This is a genomic window from Methylobacterium fujisawaense (assembly GCF_014138435.1).
Taxonomy (GTDB): domain Bacteria; phylum Pseudomonadota; class Alphaproteobacteria; order Rhizobiales; family Beijerinckiaceae; genus Methylobacterium; species Methylobacterium fujisawaense.
The window spans coordinates 146,674-169,025 of sequence record NZ_JACJIM010000008.1 but is presented as its reverse complement, the minus strand read 5'-3'; the positions used below and the strand labels follow the sequence as shown (position 1 = coordinate 169,025).

Annotated in this window: 21 protein-coding genes and 1 tRNA gene; 9 read left to right on the top strand and 13 right to left on the bottom strand. The window is 73.9% G+C overall.

The window, feature by feature from the left end; translation table 11 throughout:
* Positions 1–13: 13 nt before the first annotated feature.
* Positions 14–1,018: a GNAT family N-acetyltransferase gene (locus GGQ91_RS23530; protein ID WP_246410877.1), complete on the bottom strand. Its 1,005-nt coding sequence runs from the start codon at positions 1,016–1,018 to the stop codon at positions 14–16.
* Between the two features lie 185 nt (positions 1,019–1,203).
* On the opposite strand from GGQ91_RS23530, the gene GGQ91_RS23525 reads away from it, so the two are divergent.
* Positions 1,204–4,149, top strand: coding sequence for an amino acid adenylation domain-containing protein (locus GGQ91_RS23525; protein WP_182592960.1), 2,946 nt, complete (start codon positions 1,204–1,206; stop codon positions 4,147–4,149).
* Positions 4,146–4,925, top strand: coding sequence for a GNAT family N-acetyltransferase (locus tag GGQ91_RS23520; protein WP_182592959.1), 780 nt, complete (start codon positions 4,146–4,148; stop codon positions 4,923–4,925). Before GGQ91_RS23525 ends, GGQ91_RS23520 begins: the two co-directional genes overlap by 4 nt.
* A gap of 11 nt (positions 4,926–4,936) precedes the next feature.
* Here the strand turns inward: GGQ91_RS23520 and GGQ91_RS23515 are convergent, their stop codons facing one another.
* Together GGQ91_RS23515 and GGQ91_RS23510 are read right to left on the bottom strand one after the other, a co-directional pair.
* Positions 4,937–5,224: a hypothetical protein gene (locus GGQ91_RS23515; RefSeq protein ID WP_210281411.1), complete on the bottom strand. Its 288-nt coding sequence runs from the start codon at positions 5,222–5,224 to the stop codon at positions 4,937–4,939.
* Positions 5,225–5,250: 26 nt separating this feature from the next.
* Entirely contained in the window at positions 5,251–6,027 is a 777-nt protein-coding gene (locus GGQ91_RS23510) for an SGNH/GDSL hydrolase family protein (RefSeq protein ID WP_182592957.1), read from the bottom strand.
* 379 nt (positions 6,028–6,406) lie between these two features.
* Between GGQ91_RS23510 and GGQ91_RS23505 the strand changes: the two genes are divergently transcribed.
* The gene (locus tag GGQ91_RS23505) at positions 6,407–7,171 is read left to right on the top strand and encodes a 3-hydroxyacyl-CoA dehydrogenase (protein WP_236952901.1); all 765 of its coding nucleotides are present in this window, start codon (positions 6,407–6,409) and stop codon (positions 7,169–7,171) included.
* Between the two features lie 4 nt (positions 7,172–7,175).
* Here GGQ91_RS23505 and GGQ91_RS23500 read toward each other — a convergent pair whose 3' ends face one another.
* On the bottom strand, positions 7,176–7,424 hold the full coding sequence (locus tag GGQ91_RS23500; protein WP_043355542.1) for a hypothetical protein: 249 nt from the start codon (positions 7,422–7,424) through the stop codon (positions 7,176–7,178).
* Positions 7,425–7,634: 210 nt separating this feature from the next.
* Between GGQ91_RS23500 and GGQ91_RS23495 the strand changes: the two genes are divergently transcribed.
* On the top strand, positions 7,635–8,204 hold the full coding sequence (locus GGQ91_RS23495; RefSeq protein WP_075379953.1) for a PepSY domain-containing protein: 570 nt from the start codon (positions 7,635–7,637) through the stop codon (positions 8,202–8,204).
* 238 nt (positions 8,205–8,442) lie between these two features.
* The gene (locus GGQ91_RS23490; protein ID WP_182592956.1) at positions 8,443–10,716 is read left to right on the top strand and encodes a xanthine dehydrogenase family protein molybdopterin-binding subunit; all 2,274 of its coding nucleotides are present in this window, start codon (positions 8,443–8,445) and stop codon (positions 10,714–10,716) included.
* Between the two features lie 63 nt (positions 10,717–10,779).
* Here GGQ91_RS23490 and GGQ91_RS23485 read toward each other — a convergent pair whose 3' ends face one another.
* The 6 genes from GGQ91_RS23485 to GGQ91_RS23460 all read right to left on the bottom strand — a co-directional run bounded on the left by GGQ91_RS23485 (position 10,780) and on the right by GGQ91_RS23460 (position 17,206).
* On the bottom strand, positions 10,780–11,889 hold the full coding sequence (locus GGQ91_RS23485; protein WP_043355534.1) for an aldo/keto reductase: 1,110 nt from the start codon (positions 11,887–11,889) through the stop codon (positions 10,780–10,782).
* A 97-nt stretch (positions 11,890–11,986) separates the two neighbouring features.
* Complete coding sequence (larB, locus tag GGQ91_RS23480; protein ID WP_043355532.1) at positions 11,987–12,667, bottom strand: nickel pincer cofactor biosynthesis protein LarB; 681 nt, start codon at positions 12,665–12,667, stop codon at positions 11,987–11,989.
* Positions 12,664–13,485, bottom strand: a complete 822-nt coding sequence (locus GGQ91_RS23475) for an ATP-dependent sacrificial sulfur transferase LarE (RefSeq protein WP_182592955.1) — start codon at positions 13,483–13,485, stop codon at positions 12,664–12,666. The genes larB and GGQ91_RS23475 overlap by 4 nt, the downstream gene beginning before the upstream one ends.
* Positions 13,482–14,795 (bottom strand): nickel pincer cofactor biosynthesis protein LarC, encoded by a 1,314-nt coding sequence (larC, locus tag GGQ91_RS23470; protein WP_182592954.1) that lies wholly within the window; start codon positions 14,793–14,795, stop codon positions 13,482–13,484. The genes GGQ91_RS23475 and larC overlap by 4 nt, the downstream gene beginning before the upstream one ends.
* Before the next feature lie 111 nt (positions 14,796–14,906).
* Positions 14,907–15,617 carry a helix-turn-helix domain-containing protein gene (locus GGQ91_RS23465; protein WP_182592953.1) on the bottom strand — a complete coding sequence of 237 codons (711 nt, stop codon included), beginning with the start codon at positions 15,615–15,617 and terminating at the stop codon, positions 14,907–14,909.
* Between the two features lie 407 nt (positions 15,618–16,024).
* Complete coding sequence (locus tag GGQ91_RS23460; protein ID WP_075379957.1) at positions 16,025–17,206, bottom strand: YihY/virulence factor BrkB family protein; 1,182 nt, start codon at positions 17,204–17,206, stop codon at positions 16,025–16,027.
* A 371-nt stretch (positions 17,207–17,577) separates the two neighbouring features.
* On the opposite strand from GGQ91_RS23460, the gene GGQ91_RS23455 reads away from it, so the two are divergent.
* The gene (locus GGQ91_RS23455) at positions 17,578–18,339 is read left to right on the top strand and encodes a sigma-70 family RNA polymerase sigma factor (RefSeq protein ID WP_043382349.1); all 762 of its coding nucleotides are present in this window, start codon (positions 17,578–17,580) and stop codon (positions 18,337–18,339) included.
* Positions 18,340–18,577: 238 nt separating this feature from the next.
* On the opposite strand, the gene GGQ91_RS23450 is transcribed toward GGQ91_RS23455, so the two are convergent.
* The 3 genes from GGQ91_RS23450 to GGQ91_RS23440 all read right to left on the bottom strand — a co-directional run bounded on the left by GGQ91_RS23450 (position 18,578) and on the right by GGQ91_RS23440 (position 19,839).
* Positions 18,578–18,823 carry a hypothetical protein gene (locus tag GGQ91_RS23450; protein WP_075379958.1) on the bottom strand — a complete coding sequence of 82 codons (246 nt, stop codon included), beginning with the start codon at positions 18,821–18,823 and terminating at the stop codon, positions 18,578–18,580.
* A gap of 73 nt (positions 18,824–18,896) precedes the next feature.
* A complete protein-coding gene (locus GGQ91_RS23445) occupies positions 18,897–19,214 on the bottom strand; it encodes a hypothetical protein (RefSeq protein ID WP_075379959.1) in 318 nt (105 codons plus the stop codon).
* A gap of 67 nt (positions 19,215–19,281) precedes the next feature.
* A complete protein-coding gene (locus tag GGQ91_RS23440; RefSeq protein ID WP_075379960.1) occupies positions 19,282–19,839 on the bottom strand; it encodes a metallophosphoesterase in 558 nt (185 codons plus the stop codon).
* A gap of 188 nt (positions 19,840–20,027) precedes the next feature.
* Between GGQ91_RS23440 and GGQ91_RS23435 the strand changes: the two genes are divergently transcribed.
* The 3 genes from GGQ91_RS23435 (at position 20,028) to GGQ91_RS23425 (ending at position 22,250) form a co-directional block, all read left to right on the top strand.
* Positions 20,028–20,705, top strand: a complete 678-nt coding sequence (locus GGQ91_RS23435) for a DNA-3-methyladenine glycosylase family protein (protein WP_182592952.1) — start codon at positions 20,028–20,030, stop codon at positions 20,703–20,705.
* A gap of 37 nt (positions 20,706–20,742) precedes the next feature.
* A tRNA-Ile gene (locus GGQ91_RS23430) sits at positions 20,743–20,818 on the top strand.
* 328 nt (positions 20,819–21,146) lie between these two features.
* Positions 21,147–22,250 carry an adenylate/guanylate cyclase domain-containing protein gene (locus GGQ91_RS23425; protein WP_043355495.1) on the top strand — a complete coding sequence of 368 codons (1,104 nt, stop codon included), beginning with the start codon at positions 21,147–21,149 and terminating at the stop codon, positions 22,248–22,250.
* The last annotated feature ends 102 nt before the right edge of the window (positions 22,251–22,352 follow it).

The following is a 22,352-nucleotide window of genomic DNA, read 5'->3' as shown; positions in this document are numbered from 1 at the left end:
CTCGGGGGGCGGTCTAGGCCGGCACGGCGGGAGGCCGCGGCGCCGCGTCGGCGGCGGCCGCGCCCGGCACCCAGAGCCGGTCGCGGACGAAATGCTCGCGCGACAGGGCGACCAGGGCCGCCCGCTTGTGGGGGAAGTCGACGGTGGCGATCGTCGCGAAGCCGGAGGCGTGAAGATTCCGGATCTGCTGGGCGTGATCGGCCCGGGGCTCGCCGACGATCTGCTGCGTGCGCGGCTCGTCGAGGAGCAGGTAATGCATCAGCGACGGCAGCCACGCCGAGAGAACGGGCCGCCCGCGGACGGCTTCGTCGCCGATCGCCACGTGCCAGCCGCGGTCGTAGGGCCCGGCTTCGTAGAGCGGCCCGAGGCGGCTCTCCCGCGCCCAGTACAGCTCGAAATAGCCGAACGGCTTCCCGTCGAGGCAGCCGAACAGCGGCAGGGTCGCGGGGTCGGACTGGAGCTTGGCGATGTAGGCGGCATGCGCCGCGAGGGTGCCGGTCTCCTGCCAGATCGCGGCGACCCGGGGATCGTTCATCCAGGCGGAGAACAGGGCGACGTCGCCGGGCTCCGTCATCGTGCGGAAGCTCACGGTGCGGCCGAGCCAGGGGATCGCCCGCGCGTAGACCGTGCCGGCAGGCGTCCCGGGCCGCAGCGGGTGGCGGCGCCCGTCCGTGGCGGTGAACAGCTCGGGGAACGGCGGCCGGACCGCGGGAAGCCAGCGGGCGGCGCATTGCCAGAGAAGCCCCGGCAGGATCTCGACCCCGTCGCCGCTGCGCCGGGCCGCGCCGAGGTCGAGCAGCCGCCCGGTCGTCGCCGGATCGGCCGTCACGGCGATGCGCAAGACCCGCGTGTCCTCGGCGGTCAGCGCCTCGGCGCGCGCCAGGATCGCATCCACGGCGGCCGCCGGCTCGACCGAACCGGCGAGGCGGATCACCGGCACCTCCCGGGTCCCCTCCAGGGCCAGCGGCACCCGCGCGTCGGCGTGCGCCGTGTCGTCGTGCATCCCGTCCCTGGACATGCTGGGCCTCGAAGCGTCCGTCATCCGTCCTCCGCGTGTCGCCGGCACCTCCCTGACGGATGGGGCCGCCCGGCGTTCAGACCTTTCGTGCGGGGGCGGCCCGGAGGCCCCGGGGCGCCGCCGTGAACGGCCCCCCGCCTCAACCGTCAGTTCATCGAGGCCCGGAGCGGCGCAGGAGCGAGCGGATGGACAGGCAGACCGGCCAGGCGGCGATGGCGGACGAGGCGGCGATCGCGGACACGGGCGGGGACACGACCGCGGACGCGGCCGGGGATTGGACCCTGGCACCGGTGGTGGTGGCCTTCGACCGGGCCGGGCACGGCGCCTTCTGGCCGGCCGGCCAGGCGCTGCCCGCCGGCTGGAGCCGGGCATACGGCCCCTGCGGGATCGCGGCGGCGCGGGACTGGATCGCCGATCCGGCGCACGCACCCGAAGCCGTCCCCCTGTCGGAGCCAGCCCCCGACGCCGACCGCGAGAGCGTCCCGGCCCGGCTCGCCCGCCTCGCCGCGGCCGAGCCCGGGCGGCCGGCGGTGGTGTTCGGGAACCGGACGCTCACCCGGGGCGAGCTCGACACCCAGGCCTGCGCCCTCGCGGCCGGGCTCGCGGCCCGGGGGATCGGGCGCGGGGACCGCGTCGCGGTGGCGCTGGAGCGGTCGCCGGAGATGATCGTGGCGCTGCTCGGGGTTCTGCGGGCCGGCGCGGCCTTCCTGCCCCTCGATCCCGCATACCCCGCCGCCCGGGTGCAGCTGATGCTGGCGGATGCCGGCATCGCGCATTGCGTCACGACGCCGGCGATCGCCGCGCGCCTGGAGCTTCCGGCGGGCCTCGCCCGGCTCGATCCCGCCGCCCTGGAAGCCGACCGAGCCGCCGCCGTCCCGGTGATGCCGGAGCCGGGGGATGCCGCCTACCTGATCTACACGTCGGGCTCCACCGGCATGCCGAAGGGCGTGCTCGTGGAACACGGCCCGCTCGCCATGCACTGCCGGACCACGGCCGCGGCCTACGCGATGGACGCGGAGTCGCGCGAGCTCCATGTCCTGTCCTTCGCGTTCGACGGCGCCCACGAGCGCTGGATGACGCCCCTCGTGGCCGGCGGCTGCATCGTGCTGCGCGGCCCCGACCTCTGGACCGCCGCCGAGACCCTGGCGCAGATCCGCCGGCACCGGGTGACCCATGCGGGCTTCCCCACGAGCTTCATCGGCCAGCTCGCCGACTGGGCCGAGCGCCTGGGCGAGGCCCCTTCGGTCCAGGTCTACTCCTTCGGCGGGGAGGGGATGCCCCGGGAGACCTTCGCGCGGCTCGGACGCGCCCTGAAGCCCCGGCTGCTGATCAACGGCTACGGCCCGACCGAATGCGTGATCTCGCCGCTGATCTGGGCGGTGCCGCCGGACGCGACTTTCGACGAGCCCTACGCGCCGATCGGCGGCCCGGTGGGCGCGCGGGCGGCCTACGTGTTGGGGCCCAATCTCGAACCCGTGGGCGCGGGGGAAACCGGCGAGCTCTACATCGGCGGCGGCCTCGCCCGGGGCTATTGGGCGCGTCCGGCGCTCACCGCCGAGCGGTTCCTGCCGGACCCCTTCGCCGCGGGCGGCGGCCGGATGTACCGAACCGGCGACCGCGTGCGGCGCCGCCCCGACGGCAGCCTCGCCTTCGCCGGACGGGCGGACGATCAGGTCAAGATCCGCGGCCACCGGATCGAGATCGGCGAGGTCGAGGCGGCCCTGCGGGGGCTGCCGGGCGTCGCGGAGGCCGTGGTCCTGCGCCGGGAGGGCCCGGCCGGTGCCTATCTCGCGGGCTACGTCGTGCCGTCACGCGGGCGCCGCCCGGAGCCCGGCCGCCTGCGCGCCGGCCTCGCCCGCACCCTGCCGGAGCCCATGGTGCCGGCGAGCCTGACCCTCCTCGACCGGCTTCCGGTGACCGCCAACGGCAAGCTCGACCGCCACGCCCTGCCGGACCCCGCCGCCGACGACCGGCGCGGGCGGCCCCCCGGCTCCGCCACGGAGCGGCGGCTCGCCGGGATCTGGTCCGAGGTCCTGGGCTTTCCGGTCCGGGTGGCGGACCGGCGCTTCTTCGAACTCGGCGGCGATTCCCTGTCGGCCCTGCGGCTGGTGGCGCGCCTGCGCCTCATCGCGCCCCGGGGCGGGATCGGCGTGGCGGACCTCCTGCGCGATCCCACCATCGCGGAGCTGGCGGCGCGGATCGATGCCGGAGCGGAGGCGGCCGACGAGGGCCTCGCCCCCACGGTCCGGCTGTCCGCCGGGCAACCGGAGAGCGACCGGCCGGTGCTGGTGCTGTTCCCGGGACTCCTGGTGAGCACCCGGGAATACGAGCCCCTGGTGGCCCATCTCGGCCCCAGGCAGGAGGCGCACGGCTTCCTGTGCGCCTCCCTGGTGGAGGCGGTCCGGCCGCTGCCGGCGGTGGCCGACCTCGCCGACGCCTATGCCGAGCGGGTGCGCGGCCTGATGCGCGGCCGCGCCGGCACGTGCGTCTTCCTGGGCTGGTCCTGGGGCGGAGTGCTGGCCTACGAGACCGCCCGCCGGCTCGGCCCCGGCTTCCCCCTGGCGTGCGTCGGCATGCTCGATGCCTGCGGCCTGGAGGCCAATTTTGCCCCCGGCGCCGGCCGGCCGATCGCGCCCGAGGAGCGGGCGGCCCACGAATCGCTGGTCGGCGCCTGGCTCGAGCGCTCGCCGATGCGTGCGCATTGGGCGGCCCTGCGCGCCCGCATGGACCCGGAGGCCGACCTGCAGTTCCTGCGCTTCCTGGCCGCCGAGCCGCAGCCCCTGCCGACCGACGGACCCGAGGTCGGAAGCCGGGAGCGGATGCTCTGGACGCTGGTCGACCACGCCATTCAGTTCCGCGGCCTCCGGCTGGAACCCGCCGCGGTGCCGGTCCACAGCTTCGTGGCGGCGGAGTCCCTGACCCGCGGCCTGCCGGTGATCGACTGGTCCGCACTCACGAGCCGGCTTCTCGCGGTGGAGACCGTACCGGAAACCGATCATCTCGACATCGTCCTGTCGCCGTATCTCCACGACCGGATCGCCGCGCTGATGGCGCCCGGTGCCGGGGCATGGGGCCGGGCCGCGCGGACCGTCGCCGGAGCCGCCGGAGCCGCCGCCGGGACCGCCGCATGACTCCGCGGGATCCCGATCTGACCTTCGAGGCCCTGCGCGACGCCCATGTGGCCGCGCTCACCGGCTCCCTGATCGACGGCGTCGAGCACGGCCCCGGGGGGGCGGGTTACGTCTGGTCGCGGAGCATTCCGGACCCGACCCTGAACTTCGCCTTCGGGGTGCATCGGCCCGACCAATTCGCCTGGGCGGGGGCCGCGGCCCTCGGGCGTGCCCGGGCACCGGCCTTCCTGGCCCGGGACGACGCAGAGGTGGCGCTGCTGCGCGATCTGTTCGAGCCGGCGGCGCTCTACCCGGCGAGCTGGATGGTGGCGTGGCCGCGGCCGTCGTCGTCCGCGGCGGGTGGCGCGATCACCGTGCAGGCCGCACCCGCACCGGGGCCGGATTTCGAGCGGGTCTTCGCTCACCTGTCCGACGACCCGGGCGTGCGGACGCATCTGCGCCGCTTCTATATCCCGGCCCTGCGCGCGGCCCGGAGCAGGACCGGACTCGCGCCGCTGCACCTCGTCCTGCGCGACGCCACCGGTCCGGCGGCCTGCGCGAGCCTTTACCTGCGCGGCGACAGGGCGGGGCTGTACAATGTCAGCACGCGGGCCGACCGGCAGCGTCGCGGCCTGGGCACCGCCGTGACCGTCGCGGCCCTGCGCGAGGCGCGGGCCCGCGGGGCCATACAGGTCTTCCTGCAATGCCCGGCCGGCGGCGCGGTCGAGGCGCTCTACGTCCGGGCGGGCTTCCGGACGGTCTGCGCGCCCACCCTGCTGTGCACGAGCCCGCCTTGATGGGGATCCGTTCAGAACGGCTCCGCGCCATACGCGTCGGGCGTGAGGCTGAAGACGAACCCGATCTCCGCCTCCGCATCGGCCAGGACCAGCGCGCTGACCGGCCCGGCGACGACCTTGCCCTCGCCCTCCGCCCAGGCGTCGTACCGTCCGCGGGACTCGAGGGCCGCCAGCGCCGCGAGGGTGCGCCGCGCCGCCCGGGGATGCCGGACGCCGTTCTCGTCGCGCCAAGCCGCCGCGTCGGCGGGCCAGACCCGGCGCGGCAGGGACGGCCTGTCGCCGCGCGAGGGCGGGCGCATGGCCGCGACCCGGAGCGCGCGGATCCTCACGGCCGGCCGACCCAGGCCGCGCGCAGGACCCGCAGGGGCGCCGTCGCGGCAGGCGCGGTCGCGGCGGGCGCCGGGCGGGGCCCGGGACAGGGCACGTCCGGGCGGAGCGGCCGCCCGGCCGGAGGGACCATGCCCGCCACCGCGCGGGAGAGCGCCGCGGCCAGGGGCGCGTAATCGGCCAGATGCACGCCGTCCCGGTGGAGACCGGGGCCGGCGAGCCCCCCGGTGCCGGCGCGCCACGCCGCGAACGGGTCGAAGAAGGTGCGGCCCCCCTCGGCACACAGCCTCGCCAAGCGGTCCGAAAAGACCGCGACGGCGGCGGGATCCCGGCCGGTCGCCCCGATTCCCACCGGCGGTACGGCGGCGACGAACACCTGTGCCGACCACGCATCCAGACTGCGCAGGATGCGCCGGACATCGGCCTCGAACCGATCGACCACGCGGGCCCGCTCGGGATGCCGCCAGCGCTGGAGGTCGTTGGTGCCGATGATCAGCACCGCGGCCGCGCAGCGGGTCGGCACGCGCAGCTCCGCGAGATGGCGGCCGCAATCGGCCGCGGTGCTGCCGCCGACGGCGATGTTGATGCAGGCCCGGCCGCCGAGATCCGGCGTTCCGACGAACTCCGCGTGGGAGTTGCCGGCCAGCAGCACGCTGTCCGGCGCGGCCGCCCGCAGGGCCGCGCGGATGCCGGGACGCCGGTCGGCGAACCGGCGCCCGACGATCCGCCCATGCCGCCAGTGCCGGGCGGCGGTCTCGATCCAGGGGACGTCCATGACTGTCCTGATCAGGCGTGAGGGCTCGGCCGCTCCCGGATGGCCGGGACCGGAGAATGACGGGTGCGGTCCGCGACAGAACCGTCGCGACCGCACGACTCGGCCGCACCATGACTTGGCCGTTCCCTGACATGGACACGGCATGACTTGGCGACCGGGCACCGAAGCGCGGGAAACACGGGGACATCCGATCCGCGACCGCAGATCGTCTTCGCATCTTCTATGTGGGAAAATTTCACACGTCAATCGCCCAGCGGAACGGATCGGTCCCGGATCCGAACGGGGACGACTTCCGGCCGCTGCGGCGCCGCGCTAGGTCGGTTGCCGCGGGGCGCCGTCGGTCGCCCGGAACCGTCGGGGGGCCAGGATGGCCAGCGAGATGATCAGGGATCGGGTCTTCATCGTCACGGGCGCGGGCTCCGGCCTCGGGGAGGCGACGGCGCGGGGCCTCGCGGCGGCGGGGGCCCGGGTGGTCGTGGCCGACATCGCCCGGGAGGCCGGCGCCCGGGTGGCGGCGGATCTCGGGACGCAGGCGCGCTTCGTCGAGACGGACGTCACCCGCGAGGCCGATGGCGCGGCGGCGGTCCGGACGGCGCTGGACGCCTTCGGGCACCTCCACGGGCTCGTGAACTGCGCCGGCATCGCGCCGGGGGAGAAGGTGGTCGGCCGCGACGGGCCGCACCGGCTCGAGACCTTCGCGCGGGCGGTCTCGGTCAACCTCGTCGGCACCTTCAACATGATCCGGCTGGCGGCCGACGCCATCGCCCGGGAGGCGCCGGACGCGGCGGGCGCCCGGGGCGTGATCGTCAACACCGCCTCGATCGCGGCCTTCGACGGCCAGATCGGGCAGGCCGCCTACGCGGCCTCGAAGGGCGGCGTGGTCGCCATGACGCTGCCCCTCGCCCGGGAACTCGCCCGGCACGGCATCCGGGTGGTGACCATCGCGCCGGGCATCTTCGAGACCCCGATGATGGCGGGGCTGCCCCAGGACGTGCAGGACACCCTCGGCCAGAGCGTGCCCTTCCCGCCGCGCCTCGGCCGCCCGTCGGAATACGCGGACCTCGTCCGCCACATCTGCGAGAACCCGATGCTGAACGGCGAGACGATCCGCCTCGACGGGGCGCTGCGGATGCCGCCGCGCTGACGGCTCAGCCGATCGACACGCTGGTCAAAACCGCGGCGGCCCGGCGGACCTCGGCGGCGATCATCTCCTCGCTCGGACCGTCGATCGGCATATCCGACAGGATCGCCGCCACGTCGCGCTTCACGTCCTCGCGGATCTCCGGGTTCTCCTCGGAGAGCCGCCCGATCAGGACGCCGAGCACGATCTCCAGGGCGGACAGCTTGGCGTGCAGGCGCGTGAAATCGTCCAGCGGCTCGGGCTCGTGCGCGGTCATGGCCTGCTCCATCCGTGAGGGCTCCGCCGTCGCCGAGGGGCACGCCGGATCGTCAGCGTCTCATACAGGGGCCCCGGCCGCCCGTCTCGCGGGGCGCCCGGCCGCGCTCCGGGGCGACGGCGGCAGAATTTTTTCCGGGCGCGGGCAACCGGATTTCCGGACCCGACGTTTCACGCTCCCGTGAACGAGCCCGCAAAGGGACTACCCGCCATGATCACCCGCCTCACCGCCGCCGCCGGCCTGCTCGCCCTCTCCGCCAGCTTCGCCGTGGCCCAGACCCCCACCGCGACCCCCGCCGAACCCGCCACCAAGGCCGACAGCAACCTGAAGGAGTGGCAGGTCGCCAAGGTCGCCAAGGTCGGCCTCGCCCAGGCGCTCGCCACCGCCGAGGCGCAGGGCGACGAGAAAGGCGGCCGCGCCATCGACGCCGACTTCGAGAAGGCCGACAGCAAGGATCCGGCCCACTACGCGATCAAGGTCGTCTACCCGAGCGGCAAGCTGGTCGAATACGGCATCAACGCCGATACCGGCGCCCTTTACAAGACCGAGAACCAGCCGATCGAGCGCTACTTCACCCGGCTGAAGGCCTCCGACTTCCAGAACGCCAAGACCTCGCTGAAGGACGCGCTGGCCATCGCCGAGCAGAAGGCCGGCGGCGGCAAGGCCTACGAGGCCGAGGTCGAGAAGGACGGTTCCGCGGTCCAGTACGAGATCAAGGTCGCCGGCGCCGACAAGGAGCAGGAGATCAAGGTCGGGCCGGACGGCAAGGTCCTGAACTGAGGCGCCGGGCTGCGGCGCAGGCCGCCGCAGCCCGCCCCGTCCTCGCGCGGGGCGCGCGCAATCCGGGGGACGCCCGGCCGATCCAGGCCGCGCTGCCCCGAAGCGCTTCACGCGCGAGGACGGCTCGGCCGGAGCGGCCGCTGCAACCTGTCGCCCCGCGGCGAGCGGACCCGAACCACCGTCTCGTCCATTCCCTTCGTAAGCGGCGGCCGGAGCGGCCGCGGACGGGAAGGGCAGGATGGACGCACGCGCGCTGGACGAGGGTCATCTCGGACGGGCCCATACCCGGGTCGAGGGTCCCGACAAGGTCACGGGCCGGGCCCTCTACAGCTCCGACCGCGTCGGCCCGGAGACCGCCACGGCCCACGCCGCCCTGGTGACCAGCACCATCGCCCGGGGCCGCATCACCGGCTTCGACCTCGAAGCCGCCGGGCGGGTGCCGGGACTCCTGGGGATCTTCACCCACCGGGATTTCGCGGGCGCGGTGGCGCCGGTGAAGCACCTGATGGCCGGCGGCTTCGCCAACAGCTCGCACCGCCCTCTCGACTCCGAGGCGATCGCCTATGCCGGCCAGATCGTGGCGCTGGTCGTGGCGGAGACGCAGGAAGCGGCCGCGGCGGCGGCGGGCGCGGTCCGGGTCGCCTACGCGGCCGAGCCCGCCGCCGGCGGCTTCGATGCGCCCGGCGCCGAGACCGTGCGGCTGGCCGACCTGAAGCCCCATCACGAGGACATCGCCCGCGGTGATGCCGAAGCCGCCCTGCATACGGCGGCCGTCCGGATCGAGGCGCGCTACGAGACCCCGGTCCAGCACCACAACCCGATCGAGCTGTTCACCACCCGGGCCGCCTGGGACGGCGACAGACTGACGGTGCACGAGCCGACCCGCTACGTCGGCGCGGTCCAGCACGGACTCGCCGCGCAACTGGGCCTCGATCCCGCGCAGGTGCGGGTGGTGGCAGGCCTGATCGGCGGCCATTTCGGCTCGAAATTCGCGCTGTCGCAGCACACGGCGCTCGTCGCCCTGGCAGCCAAGCGCCTCGGCCGGCCGGTTTCCCTGGTCCCGAGCCGGCGGCAATGCTTCACCATCGCCAATTACCGGCCGGAATCCCGCCACCGCATCCGGCTCGGCGCCGACCGGACGGGCCGCTTCACCGCCCTGGCCCACGAAGCCGACACCGTGACCTCGCGCTTCGATCCCTTCGTCATGGAGGGCGCGGAGGTGACCGCGAGCCTCTACGCCTGCCCGAACATCCGGACCGAGGAGCGGGCCGTGCGGGTCGACCGCAACACGCCGGGGCCGATGCGGGCGCCCCCGGAGGTCCCGTTCCTGTTCGCCCTGGAGAGCGCCGTCGACGAGATGGCGGCCGCGCTCGGCATGGACCCGATCGAGTTGCGCCGGCTCAACGACACGGCGGTGGATCCGGTCTCGGGAAAACCGTTCTCGACCCGGCCGCTGATGGCCTGCTTCGATGCGGGCGCCAAGGCCTTCGGCTGGTCGCGCCGGGCGCCGCGTCCGGGTTCGATGCGCGACGGTCCCTGGCGGGTGGGTCTCGGCTGCGCCACCTCGGTGCGGCCGGTGAAGATCGCCGCCGCGACGATGCGGGTCCGGCTCGGCCCGGACGGGTCCGCGGAGGTGGCCTGCGCGCATCACGAGATCGGCAACGGCATCACCACGCTGCTCGCGATGGGCGCGGCGGACGGGCTCGGGGTGACGGTTGAGCGGGTGACGGTCCGGCTCGGCGACACGGACCTGCCGGCGGCGGGTATCTCGGGCGGATCGAGCACGACCACCAGCCTGATGAACGCCCTGGCATTGGGCTGCGGGCAGATTCGCGAGACCCTCGCGCAGGCCGCGACCGGGCAGGGCGGCCGCCTCGCCGGCCATGATCCGGGGAGGCTGCGCCTCGCGGACGGGCGGCTCGTGGCCCCGGACGGGGCCGGGATCGCGCTGGCCGAGGCGGTCGGACCGGCGGGCGTGGAGACCGTCGCGGCGTTCGTGCCCGAAGGCGGCGACCACGAGACGGCGCTCGCGGGCCTGCGGCAGGGCCATATCGGGCTCAGCCTGGGCGGGGGCGGGAAAGCCGTGTCCTGGGGCTTCGGCGCGCAGTTCGCGGAGATCCACGTCCATGCCGAGACCGGGGAGATCCGGGTGGCCCGGCTCACCGGCGCGTTCGCGGCGGGGCGCATCCTCAACCCGCTGACCGCGCGGAGCCAGCTCACGGGCGGGATGATCTGGGGCCTCGGCTCGGCGCTGCTCGAAGAGACGGTGCTCGACGGCGCCGCCTACCGCAACCCGGATCTGGCCGAATACCTCGTCCCCACGGCGGCCGACGCGCCGGAGGTCGAGGCGCTGCTGGTACCCGATCCCGACGACCGGGTGGACGCGCTGGGCCTGAAGGGTCTGGGCGAACTCGGCATCATCGGGGTGAATGCCGCCATCGCCAACGCCGTCCACCACGCCACCGGCCGCCGCATCCGCAGCCTGCCGATCCGGCTGGAGGACGTGGCGTAACGCCGGCCGCTTCTCCCTCCCCCCTCTGCGGGGGAGGGAGGGCGCGCCATTCTGCGACCCGCTCTACTCCATCGTCGGCGCGAGCTTCTTCACGCTTGCCACATCCTCGCCCAGCCATGCGGCATTCTTGGCCGTGCCGTCGAAGGTCGCGCTCGTCTTGAACAGCTCGTACTTGCCCTCCAGCGCGTAGGGCTTCGACCGCGACAGCAGCTCGGCCACCGCCGCCTTGTCCATCGGCTTGAAGGTCTTCACCGCCTCGAAGGCCTGGTCGAGGTCGCGCTGGTTCTGGATGCCGGTGATCACCACCGAGACCGGCAGGTTCAGCGAGAAGTGCAGGTACTCGATCGGCTTGATCGGCGCGTCTGCCTTCAGGATCACCCCGTCGCCAAAAGTCTTCATGGCGAGCGGCGCGATGCCGTTCTGCACGAGATAGGGCAGGACGAGGTGGCTGAACGAGCGGAAATGCGCGTCCATCACGTTGACGGGCATCTGCACGGAATCGAAGTGGAAGCCGCGCTCGGCGGCGACCTCCAGCATCTGCAGGTGGATGCGCGGGTCCTTGTGGCCGGTGAAGCCGATGTAGCGCAGCTTGCCGGCCTTCTTGGCCTCCAGGAAGCCTTCCATCGCCCCGCCCTCGGCGAAGACCCGGTCCGGGTCGTCGAAGCGCAGGATCTCGTGGTGCTGGACGAGGTCGATCCGGTCGGTGCGCAGGCGCAGGAGCGACTGGTCGATCTGCTTGATCGCCTCCTCCTTGGTCCGCCCGTCCATCTTGGACATCAGGAAGACCTTATCGCGATAGCCGCCCTGGGCGAGGGCCGCGCCCATGCGCAGCTCCGAGCGCCCTTCGTTGTAGTCCCAGCAATTGTCCATGAAGGTGATGCCGCGGTCGATCCCGGCATGGATCAGCCGCGTCGCCTCGTCGTCGGTCACGGCCTTCTTGCCGAGGTGGAACCCACCCATGCCGATCGCCGAGATCTTTTCCGACGTCTTCCCGAAGGTCCGGTAGAGCATCTCGCCCCGGCGCTCGCCGGGATCGGTGACGAAGGGCAGGTCCGCCGGGTCCTGCGGGCGGTTGCCCGGGAGCACGGGGGCGTTCACGGCCGCACCTGCGCTGCCGGCGCCCGCGAGGCCCGCGCCGAGCACGGCGCCCTGTAGGAAGCTGCGGCGTTCCATCGGCTGTCTCCGTTCGAGGATGTGGGGATCGGGGCCGGCCGGCACCGTGTCGGGGCTGCTGCCTGCCGTGTGGCGTGGGATAACGGCTCGCGCCGGCTCATCGTTCGGTCTCCGCGGCGAGGCGTCCTGCCGCGTGGAGCAGGCGCAGGGCGGCGCAGGCGGCGCCGTAGCCGTTGTCGATGTTGACCACCGTGATGCCGGGGGCGCAGCTCGCCAGCACGGCGTCGAGGGCGGCGCGGCCGCCCGCGGCGACGCCGTAGCCCACGGAGGTCGGGACCGCGATCACCGCGCCGGCCACGAGGCCGCCGACGACGCTCGGCAGCGCCGCATCCATGCCGGCGGCGACGATCACCACCGGATGCGCGCGGATCTCCTCGATCCGCGTGGTCAGCCGCCACAGGCCGGCGACGCCGACATCGGCGAAGAGCGCGGCGGCCCGGCCGGCATAGGCCAGCACCCGCAGGGCCTCGCGGGCGACGGGCACGTCCGAGGTGCCGGCCGCCACCACGGCAACCCGGGCCGGGCCCGTGATCCGGGGCGCCTCGCCGAACACCGCCGTCCGGGAGACCGGGCAATAGTCGAGGCGGGCCGCCGCATCGAGCCGGTCGCGCTTCTCCGGATCGAGGCGGGTGAGGAGGAGCGAGGCGCCCCGGGCGCGGGCGGACTCCAGGATCGCGTCGATCTGCTCAGGGCTCTTGCCGGCGCAGAAGATCGCCTCCTCCAGCCCGATCCGCTCCGACCGGGCGAAGTCGAGGGTGAATTCTTCAGCGACGCTCACGAGCGGGCCTCCCCCTGCTGCACCAGGAAGGCGCTGCCGACCCGGTAGGGCGCGAACCGGACCGGGCCGGCGAGACGCGCCGGTGCGATCTCCCGGATCCCGGCCCCGAGTTCGGCGCGGCTGTCCGCGTCGAGGGCCGCCAAGCTCCCGGGATCGAGTTCCACCACCACGCCCTCGGCGCGCACCCGGCAGCGGACCGCCCGCTTGGCGCCGGTCCCCGCAGCGAGGGCGCCCCCCACCAGCCGCTCGACGGCGTGGATGAAGCCCAGCGTCTCCGGCTCGATCGGGATGCCGGTCTCGACCCGGCTCGACAGGCACGGGGCCGCCGGCAGCTCCGCCACGGCGCCGAGGCCGAGGTCGCGGGCGAGCGCCCGCACGGAAGCCTTGTCGAACCCCGCCTCCACGTAGGGGTGGCGCACGCCGTGCTCCCGGGCGGCGTCGAGGCCGGGGCGGTACTCGCCGAGGTCGTCGCGGTTGGCGCCCGAGAGGATCTGCCGGTCGGTCACCTGCCGGACCGCCCCGTACAGGTTGGTCTTGCAGAAGAAGCAGCGGTTGACCGGGTTGGCCCGGTAGGCCGGGTCGGCGAACTCGCCGGCCTCGATCACCCGCAGGGTCCAGCCCTCGCGGGCGCCCTCGGCGCGGACCCGCGCGGTCGCCTCCTCCGGCACGGCCGGCGAGACCGCGTGCACCACCAGGGTCGTGCCCGGCGCCAGCCGGTGGGCGAGGGTGGCGAGGGTCAGGCTGTCGACCCCGCCGCTCACCGCCACGGCGACGGGGCCGAGTCCCGCCAGGACGGCTTCGAGTTTCTGGCGCGTCACCGCTCCTCCTCCGGCACAGTCAGGGCGAGGCGCTCGGCCTCGCGGCGCAAGCGCGCCCGTGCGGCGTGACCCGCGTGGTCGCGGGCATCGTCGGCCTCGGCCTTGGCGGTGCGCCCGCCGGGGCGGTCCACGACCTTCACCCGGACGGGTCGGCCCGCATGATCCACCGTGCGGGCCTCGCGGTCGAGCACCGCCCCCTCGACCCGATGGTAGCGCAGGCCGATCGTGGTGGTCTCCCGGAAGCAGGCCGCGATCGCCGCCTCCAGGCTCTCCGGGCGGACCAGAACCTGGATCCGGGCCATCATCCGGCCCTTCTTGCCGAGGACCGGCGCCTGCACGACGTCCAGGATTCCGGGCTCACCCCGCAGCCGGTCGAGGCCCATGGCGAGATCCTCGCCGGACTGGTCGTCGATCTCGAAGGCGATCACCGCGAGGTCCCGCCGGCCGGGACGGGCGGCCGCCTCATCCAGCACCAGGACGCGCAGGCAGTTGCTCAGGCCCGGCAGGACCTTGGTGCCGAACCCGATGCCGGTGCGCCCGAGAATGCCCCGCGGACGGCCCCGCCCGGGGTCTTCGCCGCAGAGATGGCGCAGGATCGCCGCGCCGGTGGGGGTGACGCGCTCGCCGGGCACGCCGTCGTCGAGGGTCGAAAAGCCCTCGAGGAGCAGCGTCGTGGCGGGGGCCGGGACGGGGAGGGGACCGTGCTGGGTCCGCACCCGGCCGGAGCCCAGCGGCAGAGCCGAAACGCTCCAGCTCCGCACCCCCAGCGCGGCGATCAGGTGGGCGGCGGCGACGATGTCGGCGATGGAATCGAAGGCGCCGACCTCGTGGAACGCCACCGCCTCGACCGCGATGCCGTGGACCCGGGCCTCGGCCGCGGCGAGGTGGCCGAAGATGGCGAGGGCCTGCGCCCGGACCGCCGGCGCGAGATCCGCCGCCTCCAGCGCGGCGCGGATCTCCGACCAGGGCCGGTGTCCGTGACCGTGACCCTGATCGTGGCCATCGCCGTGACCGTGGCCGTCATCATGGGCGTGATCGTGGGCGTGATCGTGGGGATGCGGATGGTCGTGGCGTGCCGGGTGGTCGTGTCGGTGCGGCGCGGGTCCGGGCTCCACCCCGGGGGCCGAAACGGCGAAGCGCGCGCCGCTGAGGATCCCGTCATTGTGCGCCCGGACCGCGCAGGCGATGCGCCCGTCGACCGCCCGGATGCTGGCGGAGACGCCGGCCTGATGCTCGGGGAAGGCGTCCAGCAGGGCGGCGGCGAACATGTCGCCGGCCACGCCGCCGAGCGCGTCGAGGTGGATGTGCATCGTGTGTCGCGCGGGCCCGTGCCGGGAGGGAGGTCCGCCTCAGATCGGCCGCGGCGGTTCCGCGGCAAGGTTCGGCCGGCCTGCGGGGCCGCGGCGTATCGCCCGCGCCGGTCAGGACAGCTGCAGATAGGCCGGATCGAACAGCCCCCGCTCCATCAGCCCGTCGAGGTCGCGGATCGTCAGGCGCCGGCTGCGCAGGGCGACGAGGCCGCTGATGCGCAGCTCCTTCAGGGTGCGGTTGATGTGCACGCTCGTCTGGCCGAGGGCATCGGCGAGATCGGGCTGGGTCACCGGCATCGGCAGCGTCATCCCGTCCGCGAGGCCGACGCGTGCCAGCCGCAGGTGCAGCTCGCAGAACAGGTGCGCCAGCCGCTCGATCGCCGAGCGCCGGCCGACGCTGGCGATCCACTCCCGGTGGAGGGCCGTGGTGGCGAGCATCTCCCGCCACAGGCATTCCTCCACGGCCGGCCGGCCGCGGATCGCGTCGCCGAGCTGGTCCGGCGCGATCCGGGCGACGGTGACGGAGGTCAGCGCGCCGATGGCGTGGTCCATGTGCGCCCGGCGGAAGACGAACGGATCGCACAGGTCGCCCGGCAGGAGCAGCGCGACGATCGCCCGCCGCCCGTCCGGAAACTGCTTGTACCGGCAGGCCCAGCCGTCGAGGATGAGGTGCGTGTGGGACGGGTCGCTCTGCTGCCCTTCGATATCCTGACGGGCCGCGACATGGCGGACGTGCTGGCGCCCCAGCCCGTCGAGGACCGCGCGGTCCTCGGGTGCGAGCCGGACGTGCCGCTCCATCTTCCGCACGAACGGGTTCTCCACGTCCCCCTCCGGTCAGATCACCGCGACACCGGCGTGTCGGCGACCCTCGGGAGGGAGACGGGCCCGACCGGAGATTCGGCCGCGTCGCGGCCAAGTGCACGGGACCGGGGGACGTCGCGCGCGTCCGAAGCGTCCCGCACGACGGTGCCGCCGGGGGTATCGGTGAAATAATGGGACAAGGATATTTCTATCGGCAGGGACCAAACCGTCATCCGAACATCGAAGTCCGGATCATCTTGATCGGCTTGTGCCTGCAGCAGAAAAACGTGCGCCAACCTGTGTTAAGTCGTCGTTCCCGGGCTTGAGGACGGGGGACGCGTCGATCCGGTGCGCCCGCGCAGGTTGTTCGCGCAGATCGTACGCGCGGGTCGCTCGGAAAGACCGTTCGCGCCGGACCGGGTGCGGCGCTAGTCCGCGGCGGCGCCCACCGTATCGGCCATGCGTGCCCGGCGCGTGCCCAGGGGCTGGGGCGCGCCGACGGTGGTGTCCTCGGCGGTCTGGTGCTCCATCTCGGCGTTCACCTGGGCGCCGGCCAGCATGATCATGGTCGAGAGCCAGATCCATGTCATGAACCCGACCGCCGCACCGAGGGAGCCGTAGGTCTTGTTGTAGCTGCCGAAATGGGCGACGTACCAAGAGAACAGCACCGATGCGCCGAGCCACAGCACAGCCGCCAGGGCGCCCCCGGGCGTGACCCAGCGCCAGCGCGGCGCGTCCCGGCTCGGCCCGTAGCGGTAGAGCAGGGCGAGCCCGAGCAGGACTGCCAGGAGCAGAACCGGCCACCGCAGCAGCGACAGCCACCACGCATCCGCGCCGAGCCCGACAGACGCGAGAATCACCGGCACCGCCACCACCGCGGCCAGCGCCAGGACGAGGAACAGCAGCGCGCCCGCCGTGAAGGCGAGGGAGACCAAGTTGAGCACGAAGAAGTTGCGCTTCTCGCGCTCGTTGTAGACGAGGTTGAGGGCGTCGAAGACGTGCTTCACCCCGCCATTGGCGCTCCACACCGACAGGACGACGCCGAACACCAGGCTGAGCCCGAGGGTGCTGTTGCCCTCCGCGTTCAGCCGCTTCACCTGGTCGCCGACGATCTCCAGGGCGCCCTGGGGCAGGATACCCTGGAGGCTGGCGAGCTGGTCGTTGATGGTCGCCGCATCCGCCACGAGGCCGTAGCAGGAGACCAGGGCCGCCACCGCGGGAAAGATCGCCAGGAGCGTGAAGAAGGTGACGCCGGCCGCGATCAGCGACAGGCGGTTCTCGCCGATGTCGTGATAGGCCCGCAGCGCGATGTCCTTCCAACCCTTGGCGGGGATCTCGGCCGGCGTCGAGGCCCCCCGCCCGCGATCGGCCTGGGTCCGGGCGACGGCCTGCGCCTCCTGGCCCGCGTGCGAGGGCGATGTCCGGCGCGCCCCGTCCCGCCCGGCGGAGCGGTCTCCGGAGCGGTCGGCGGGGCGTGGGGCCGGCGGCCCCGTCCGGCGCGGAAGGGCGACGAGGCCGATCAGCGCGGTGGCGAGGGCGAGCGTCCAGACCGTCGAGGCGCTCCCCTCCGGAGCGGAACCCGCGGTGCGGGCTGGATCGGGGGCTGGCATCGGTGACCTCGGCGGGGTTCGGGCGGACGTGTCGGCGCAGGCCAGTCGGCCGCGCATGACGGCGCACCCGACCGGCTGCAGCTGCGAAGGCAAACACCGCGGCGCGGGCAAGGGTTCGCCGTCCAGTTGCAATACGACGGCAACGCGGGACGCAGGGCCTGATCGGCGCGCCTGAGCGGCGGGTCGGCGGTCGTGACCGGCACCTCGGGCGGCATCGGCCGGCCCGTCCCGACGGCGCTGCGCGCCGGCGCGGCCCCGCGGCCGAGCCCCCTTCGGGAAAAGCGCTAACCCATGTTGCGGCATGGGCGGCCCGGGCACGCCACAAACGGTCCCATGGGCGCAACCGGCCCACTCGCCGACGACCGGACCGTATGCCCGACACCGAAGGCTCATCGCTCCTCGATCCCGTGACGGATCGTGCAGAGGAGGCCGGGGCGGAGACCCGCCACGGCCTGCCGGAGGCCGTGCGGGCCCATCTCGGCACCCTGCTCGGCCGCGCCTACGACCGGATCGGCCTCGGGTCGGAGCCCGCCTCGGACCCCTTCGCCGACCTGCTGGCGCGCCTGGAGACGGCCCTCGCGCAGGCCGAGGGCGAGCGGGACAAGCTGTTCCGGGCGGGTCTGCTGGAGGTGGTGCCGGCGCTGCACCGATTCGCGGTCTCGCTGACCCGCGACCCGGCTGCGGCGGACGATCTCGTGCAGGACACCCTGCTGCGCGGCTGGCGCGGCCGCGGCGGCTTCACCCCCGGCACCAATCTGGAGGCGTGGCTGTTCACGATCCTCCGGAACGTCTTCTACAGCCAGCACCGCAAGCAGGGCCGCGAGGTCGCCGACACCGACGGCACCTATGCCGAGCGGCTGACCAGCATTCCCGAGCAGGGGGGCCATCTCGATCTTCAGGACGTGCGCGCGGCCCTCGACCGCCTCGCCCCGGTGATGCGGGAGGCGCTGGTTCTCGTGGCGATCGAGAACCTGAGCTATGACGAGGCCGCCGCCGTGATGAACTGCCGGATCGGGACCGTGAAGAGCCGCGTCTGGCGCGCCCGCGAACAGCTCGCGCGGATGCTCGGATACAGTGGAGCCGAGATCGGCAGCGACGGGGTCATGCTGTCGGTGACCGGCAGCTCGGCCTGATCGGGACGATTCTCCCGGTCGAATAAGCCAATTCGACACTCAGACCGCCGTATTCGGCAGGAAATTTGACTTAGGTGAAAGCGTCCGGGCCGGCGCCTGGGCGATATGAAGCGGGTTGGGTCGATCCGTCGACTCGGCTCGGCTCCCATCGGTGTGACATCCCCCCGATCCACCGATGGGGGCCTCTTCCCGCATCTCCGGCGGATGTGCCGGGCAGAGGTGGGTCTCAGCCTAGACCTCAGGTCGAACCGCCGCCCCGGTCCGTGTCGAGCTGCTGCAGCAGCTCCGCCAGTCGGGGATCCAGAGCCTCGTCGATCACCGGATCGTACATCGCCCGCATCTGGTGGCCGAGGCGCAGGCGCGTCTGCGCGTCGAGAACCGGGCTGCTCGAGAGGGGAACCACGCGCAGGGCGGAGGGCGCCGGGCCGGGGCCATAGCGTTCGGTCGGTCTCGGGGCTGCGCGCCGGCGTTCGGGATAAGGCATGCCTTCTACATCGGCCCGCACCCCCGCGACGGCAACCACCTGCCGGCGCGAAGGCGCGCCCGGGTCGTCCGCCTCACGCATCGTCCTCCGGCGCGAACACCTCGCCCCGCTCGGCGAGCACGGTGTTCGCGGCGTCCTGGGCCAACTCGTCCCGGGCCAGTTCGTCCCGGGCCACCGCCGGATCGGGGCGGCCGAGGGCGCGCGCCAGGGCGCCCTCCCAGCCGGCCGGAGGCGCGTGACCCTGGCCGGCGACGATCTCGCCGGCCCGTCGGCAGAGCCGCGTCCAGTCCGGCGCGGCGAGAGCGACCCAATCGGTGCCGAGGCCCAGTTCTGCCGCGGCCTGCGTCGCGGCGGCGGTCCAGCCCGACGGCGGGGCGGGGATGTCGGTCATGGCGATGCGGCCTCCTGCCGGGATCTCGCGTCTCCCGCGGACGATAGCGCGCGCCGGCGGCCTGTCATCAGCGCAGGCCGTGGGCCGCGAGTTCCTCCGGCACGCCCGCGGCCGCGTCCTGGCGGATCAGGATGGCGTCGAGGGTGACCGGACGGTCGTTCCAGGCATCCACGCCGACATCGCAGGAGCGCGTGGTGTCGGCGAGGCAGCCGTGGCTGTGCCCATAGAGGTGGCGCGTCTCCCGCCACAGCCCGGGCCAGGCCCGATGCGCGTAGTGCGACAGGAACAGGCGGTGCGGCCGCCCCTGCGCGTCCGCGACGGAGAGGCGGGCGCTCTCCACCGGCGGCTCCGCCCAGGGCAGGTCGAGGACGCGGTTCGAATCGTGATTGCCCCGGACCAGGCGCTTCGTGCCGTTCAGCCGCGCGAAGATCGCCGCGCAATGGGCGGGGCTCGCATGGGCGGCGAAGTCGCCGAGATGCCAGACGGCATCCTCCGGGCCGACCACGGCGTTCCACCCGGCGACCAGGGCCTCGTCGTGGGCCTCGAGGCTGCCGAACCGCGCCCCGCGGTGGCGGAGGATGTGCGGGTCGCCGAAATGCGTGTCCGCGGTGAAGAAGATCGCCATGCCGTCGAGACCTGGGCCACCATCGCGTTCCGTCCAGACCGGCCGGAGAGGCCCGGACAAGATGGCGCTGCGCGGCATCCCGTCTGTCGGACTGGAAACGGGGCCGCGGCTCGGATACGGGTGCGGCGCGCGAGGCCGGCCGGCTCCCCGAGGGGCGGAGCGCCGTGCGGGCCGGATGGGCTGAGGCGATGCTCGATCCCGCGATCTACGCCCATCTCCTGGACGCGGCGCGCGCCCATCCGGCGCTGCGGGCCGCCCTCGTTCAGGCCGGTCCGATCCGGATCGAGCCGCCGGCGCATCCGCGCGTCGCCGACCGCCTGTTCGTCGAGGTGGTCAACCAGCAGCTTTCCACCCGGGCGGCCGGGGCGATCTGGGCCCGGATCGAGGCCGCCGCCGCGGCGGCGGATTCGAGCCCCCGGGGCCTGTTCGAGGCCGGCGACGCGGACCTGCTGCGGGCCTGCGGGATCTCGGGCAACAAGGTGCGGGCCCTCCAGGCGATCGTGGCGGCCGAGGCGGCGGGCCTGCTCGGCCCCGGCCTCGCCGGCCTGCCGCATCCCGAGCGGGCGGCGATCCTGTGCGGCATACGCGGCGTCGGCCCCTGGACGGCCGACATGGTCGGCATCTTCCATTTCCACGACCCCGACATCTGGCCCGCGGGCGACGTGGCGGCGGTGGGCGGCCTGCGCCGCCTCACCGGGCAGGCCGATGCCGGCGCGGTGGCGTCGGCCTTCGCACCGTACCGCTCGATCCTGGCGCGCTACCTGTGGCGCATCAAGGACGGGGCGCCCCTGCCGGGGGACGAATCAGCCCGTCAGGCCCCGGCCCCCCGGACCCGGCGCCTGCGCGGGGCGGCGAAATCCGGGTGACGGACGGCCGGGGATCGGCTATCCGTCGGCGCCTCCCGGGCCCGTAGCTCAATGGTTAGAGCCGGCCGCTCATAACGGTCTGGTTGCAGGTTCGAGTCCTGCCGGGCCCACCAGGCTGGCCGCGGGCAGCCGCACCACCCTCGCCGGCCCCCCGTATCCCGCATTCACGCGGTTCCGCCGACCCACAGGGGCCGAGCCCGGATCGGTCCCTCGCCCAGGAGCCGCTCACGACGGCGAGGCCGAACGCGCCCTGTGGCACGGCCGCGACACCGTGATGTGGACGGTGCGCATTGATCCCGATCGATCAAGCGCGAACGGGCAGTCTGCGGCGCACCGAATCAGACCGAGTCTTCGCCGCGTTCGTCGCTCTCTCGCCTTCCTCCCGTGCCATCGCGTCGGTCGCACCGCGCCCGCCGCCACGCTCTCTCCCGCCGACAGCCCATGCTTCCGCACTACCGCTGGCTCTGGGCCCTGACCCTCCTCCTCGCCTGCGGCGGGGCGGGCCTCCTCTACAATGTGCTCTTCGTCGGCGGGGCCTCGATGCTCGCCGGCCTCGTCTACGCCCTGGCAGTGGGCGGGACGGTGCTGGCCTTCGTCCCCGCCCTGACCCTGTCGGGTCTCCAGCCGCGGATCCGCCGCCTGCCGGCGCTGGTCTACATGCTCGCGGCCGAGTTGCTCTACGTGGTGCTGATCACCCTCGGCTGCGCCCTCGGCGGCCTGGTCGTCTGGGGGTTCGGCCTCACCGGCGACAGCCTGTCCACGGCCGTGCGCATCACGCCGCGGTTTCTCGCCTACTCCCTGGCCGTGTCGGCCCTCCTCGTCTTCGCCATGCGGATGCGCGACCTGATCGGCGGCGCCGTGTTCGTGAACTTCATGATCGGCCGCTACCACAAGCCGGTGCAGGAGGAGCGGATCTTCCTGTTCCTCGACGTCGTCGGCTCCACCGCCTTCGCCGAGACCCACGGCGATCTGCGCGCCCAGGAGTATCTCGGGGCCGTGTTCGCGACGCTGGCCGAGCCGGTGCGGCGCAACGGCGGCTCCGTGGACGATTATGTCGGCGATCTCGCCATGATCACCTGGCCGATGAGGCGCGGCCTCAAGGACGCGCGCTGCGTCACCGGCCTGTTCGCGGTGCTCGACCGGATCGAGGCGGATGCCGCGGCCTGGACCGCCCGGTTCGGGACGGTCCCGCGGCTGCGGGCGGCGCTGCATGGCGGCCCGGTGGTCACGGCCGAGGTCGGAGTCGACCGCCACAAGATCGCGTATTTCGGCGACGCCGTGAACGTGACGGCGCGGATCGAGGCCCTGTGCCGCCCGCTCGGCGTCGGCATCCTGATCTCGCAGGATCTCCTCGGACGGCTGGACCCGCTGCCCGACGGCGTCCGCGCCCGCCCCCTGGGCCTGCACGCCCTGCGCGGCCGGGGGGCGCCCCTGGCGGTCGCCACCCTCGAACGCGGAGCCGCGGTGGCGGAGAGGCCGATCCCGGGGCGGAGGCCGGATCCGAGGGCGCCGGATCGCCCGGAGGTCGTCGCGGAACGGCGCTAGGAGGTCGCATGCCGCGCATCCCGGCCGGCGCCCGGCGCGCGGCGTGGCCGGTCCGGGATCGCGTCTCAGCCGCGGCGGAAGCAGCGGTTCCAGAGGCGCCGC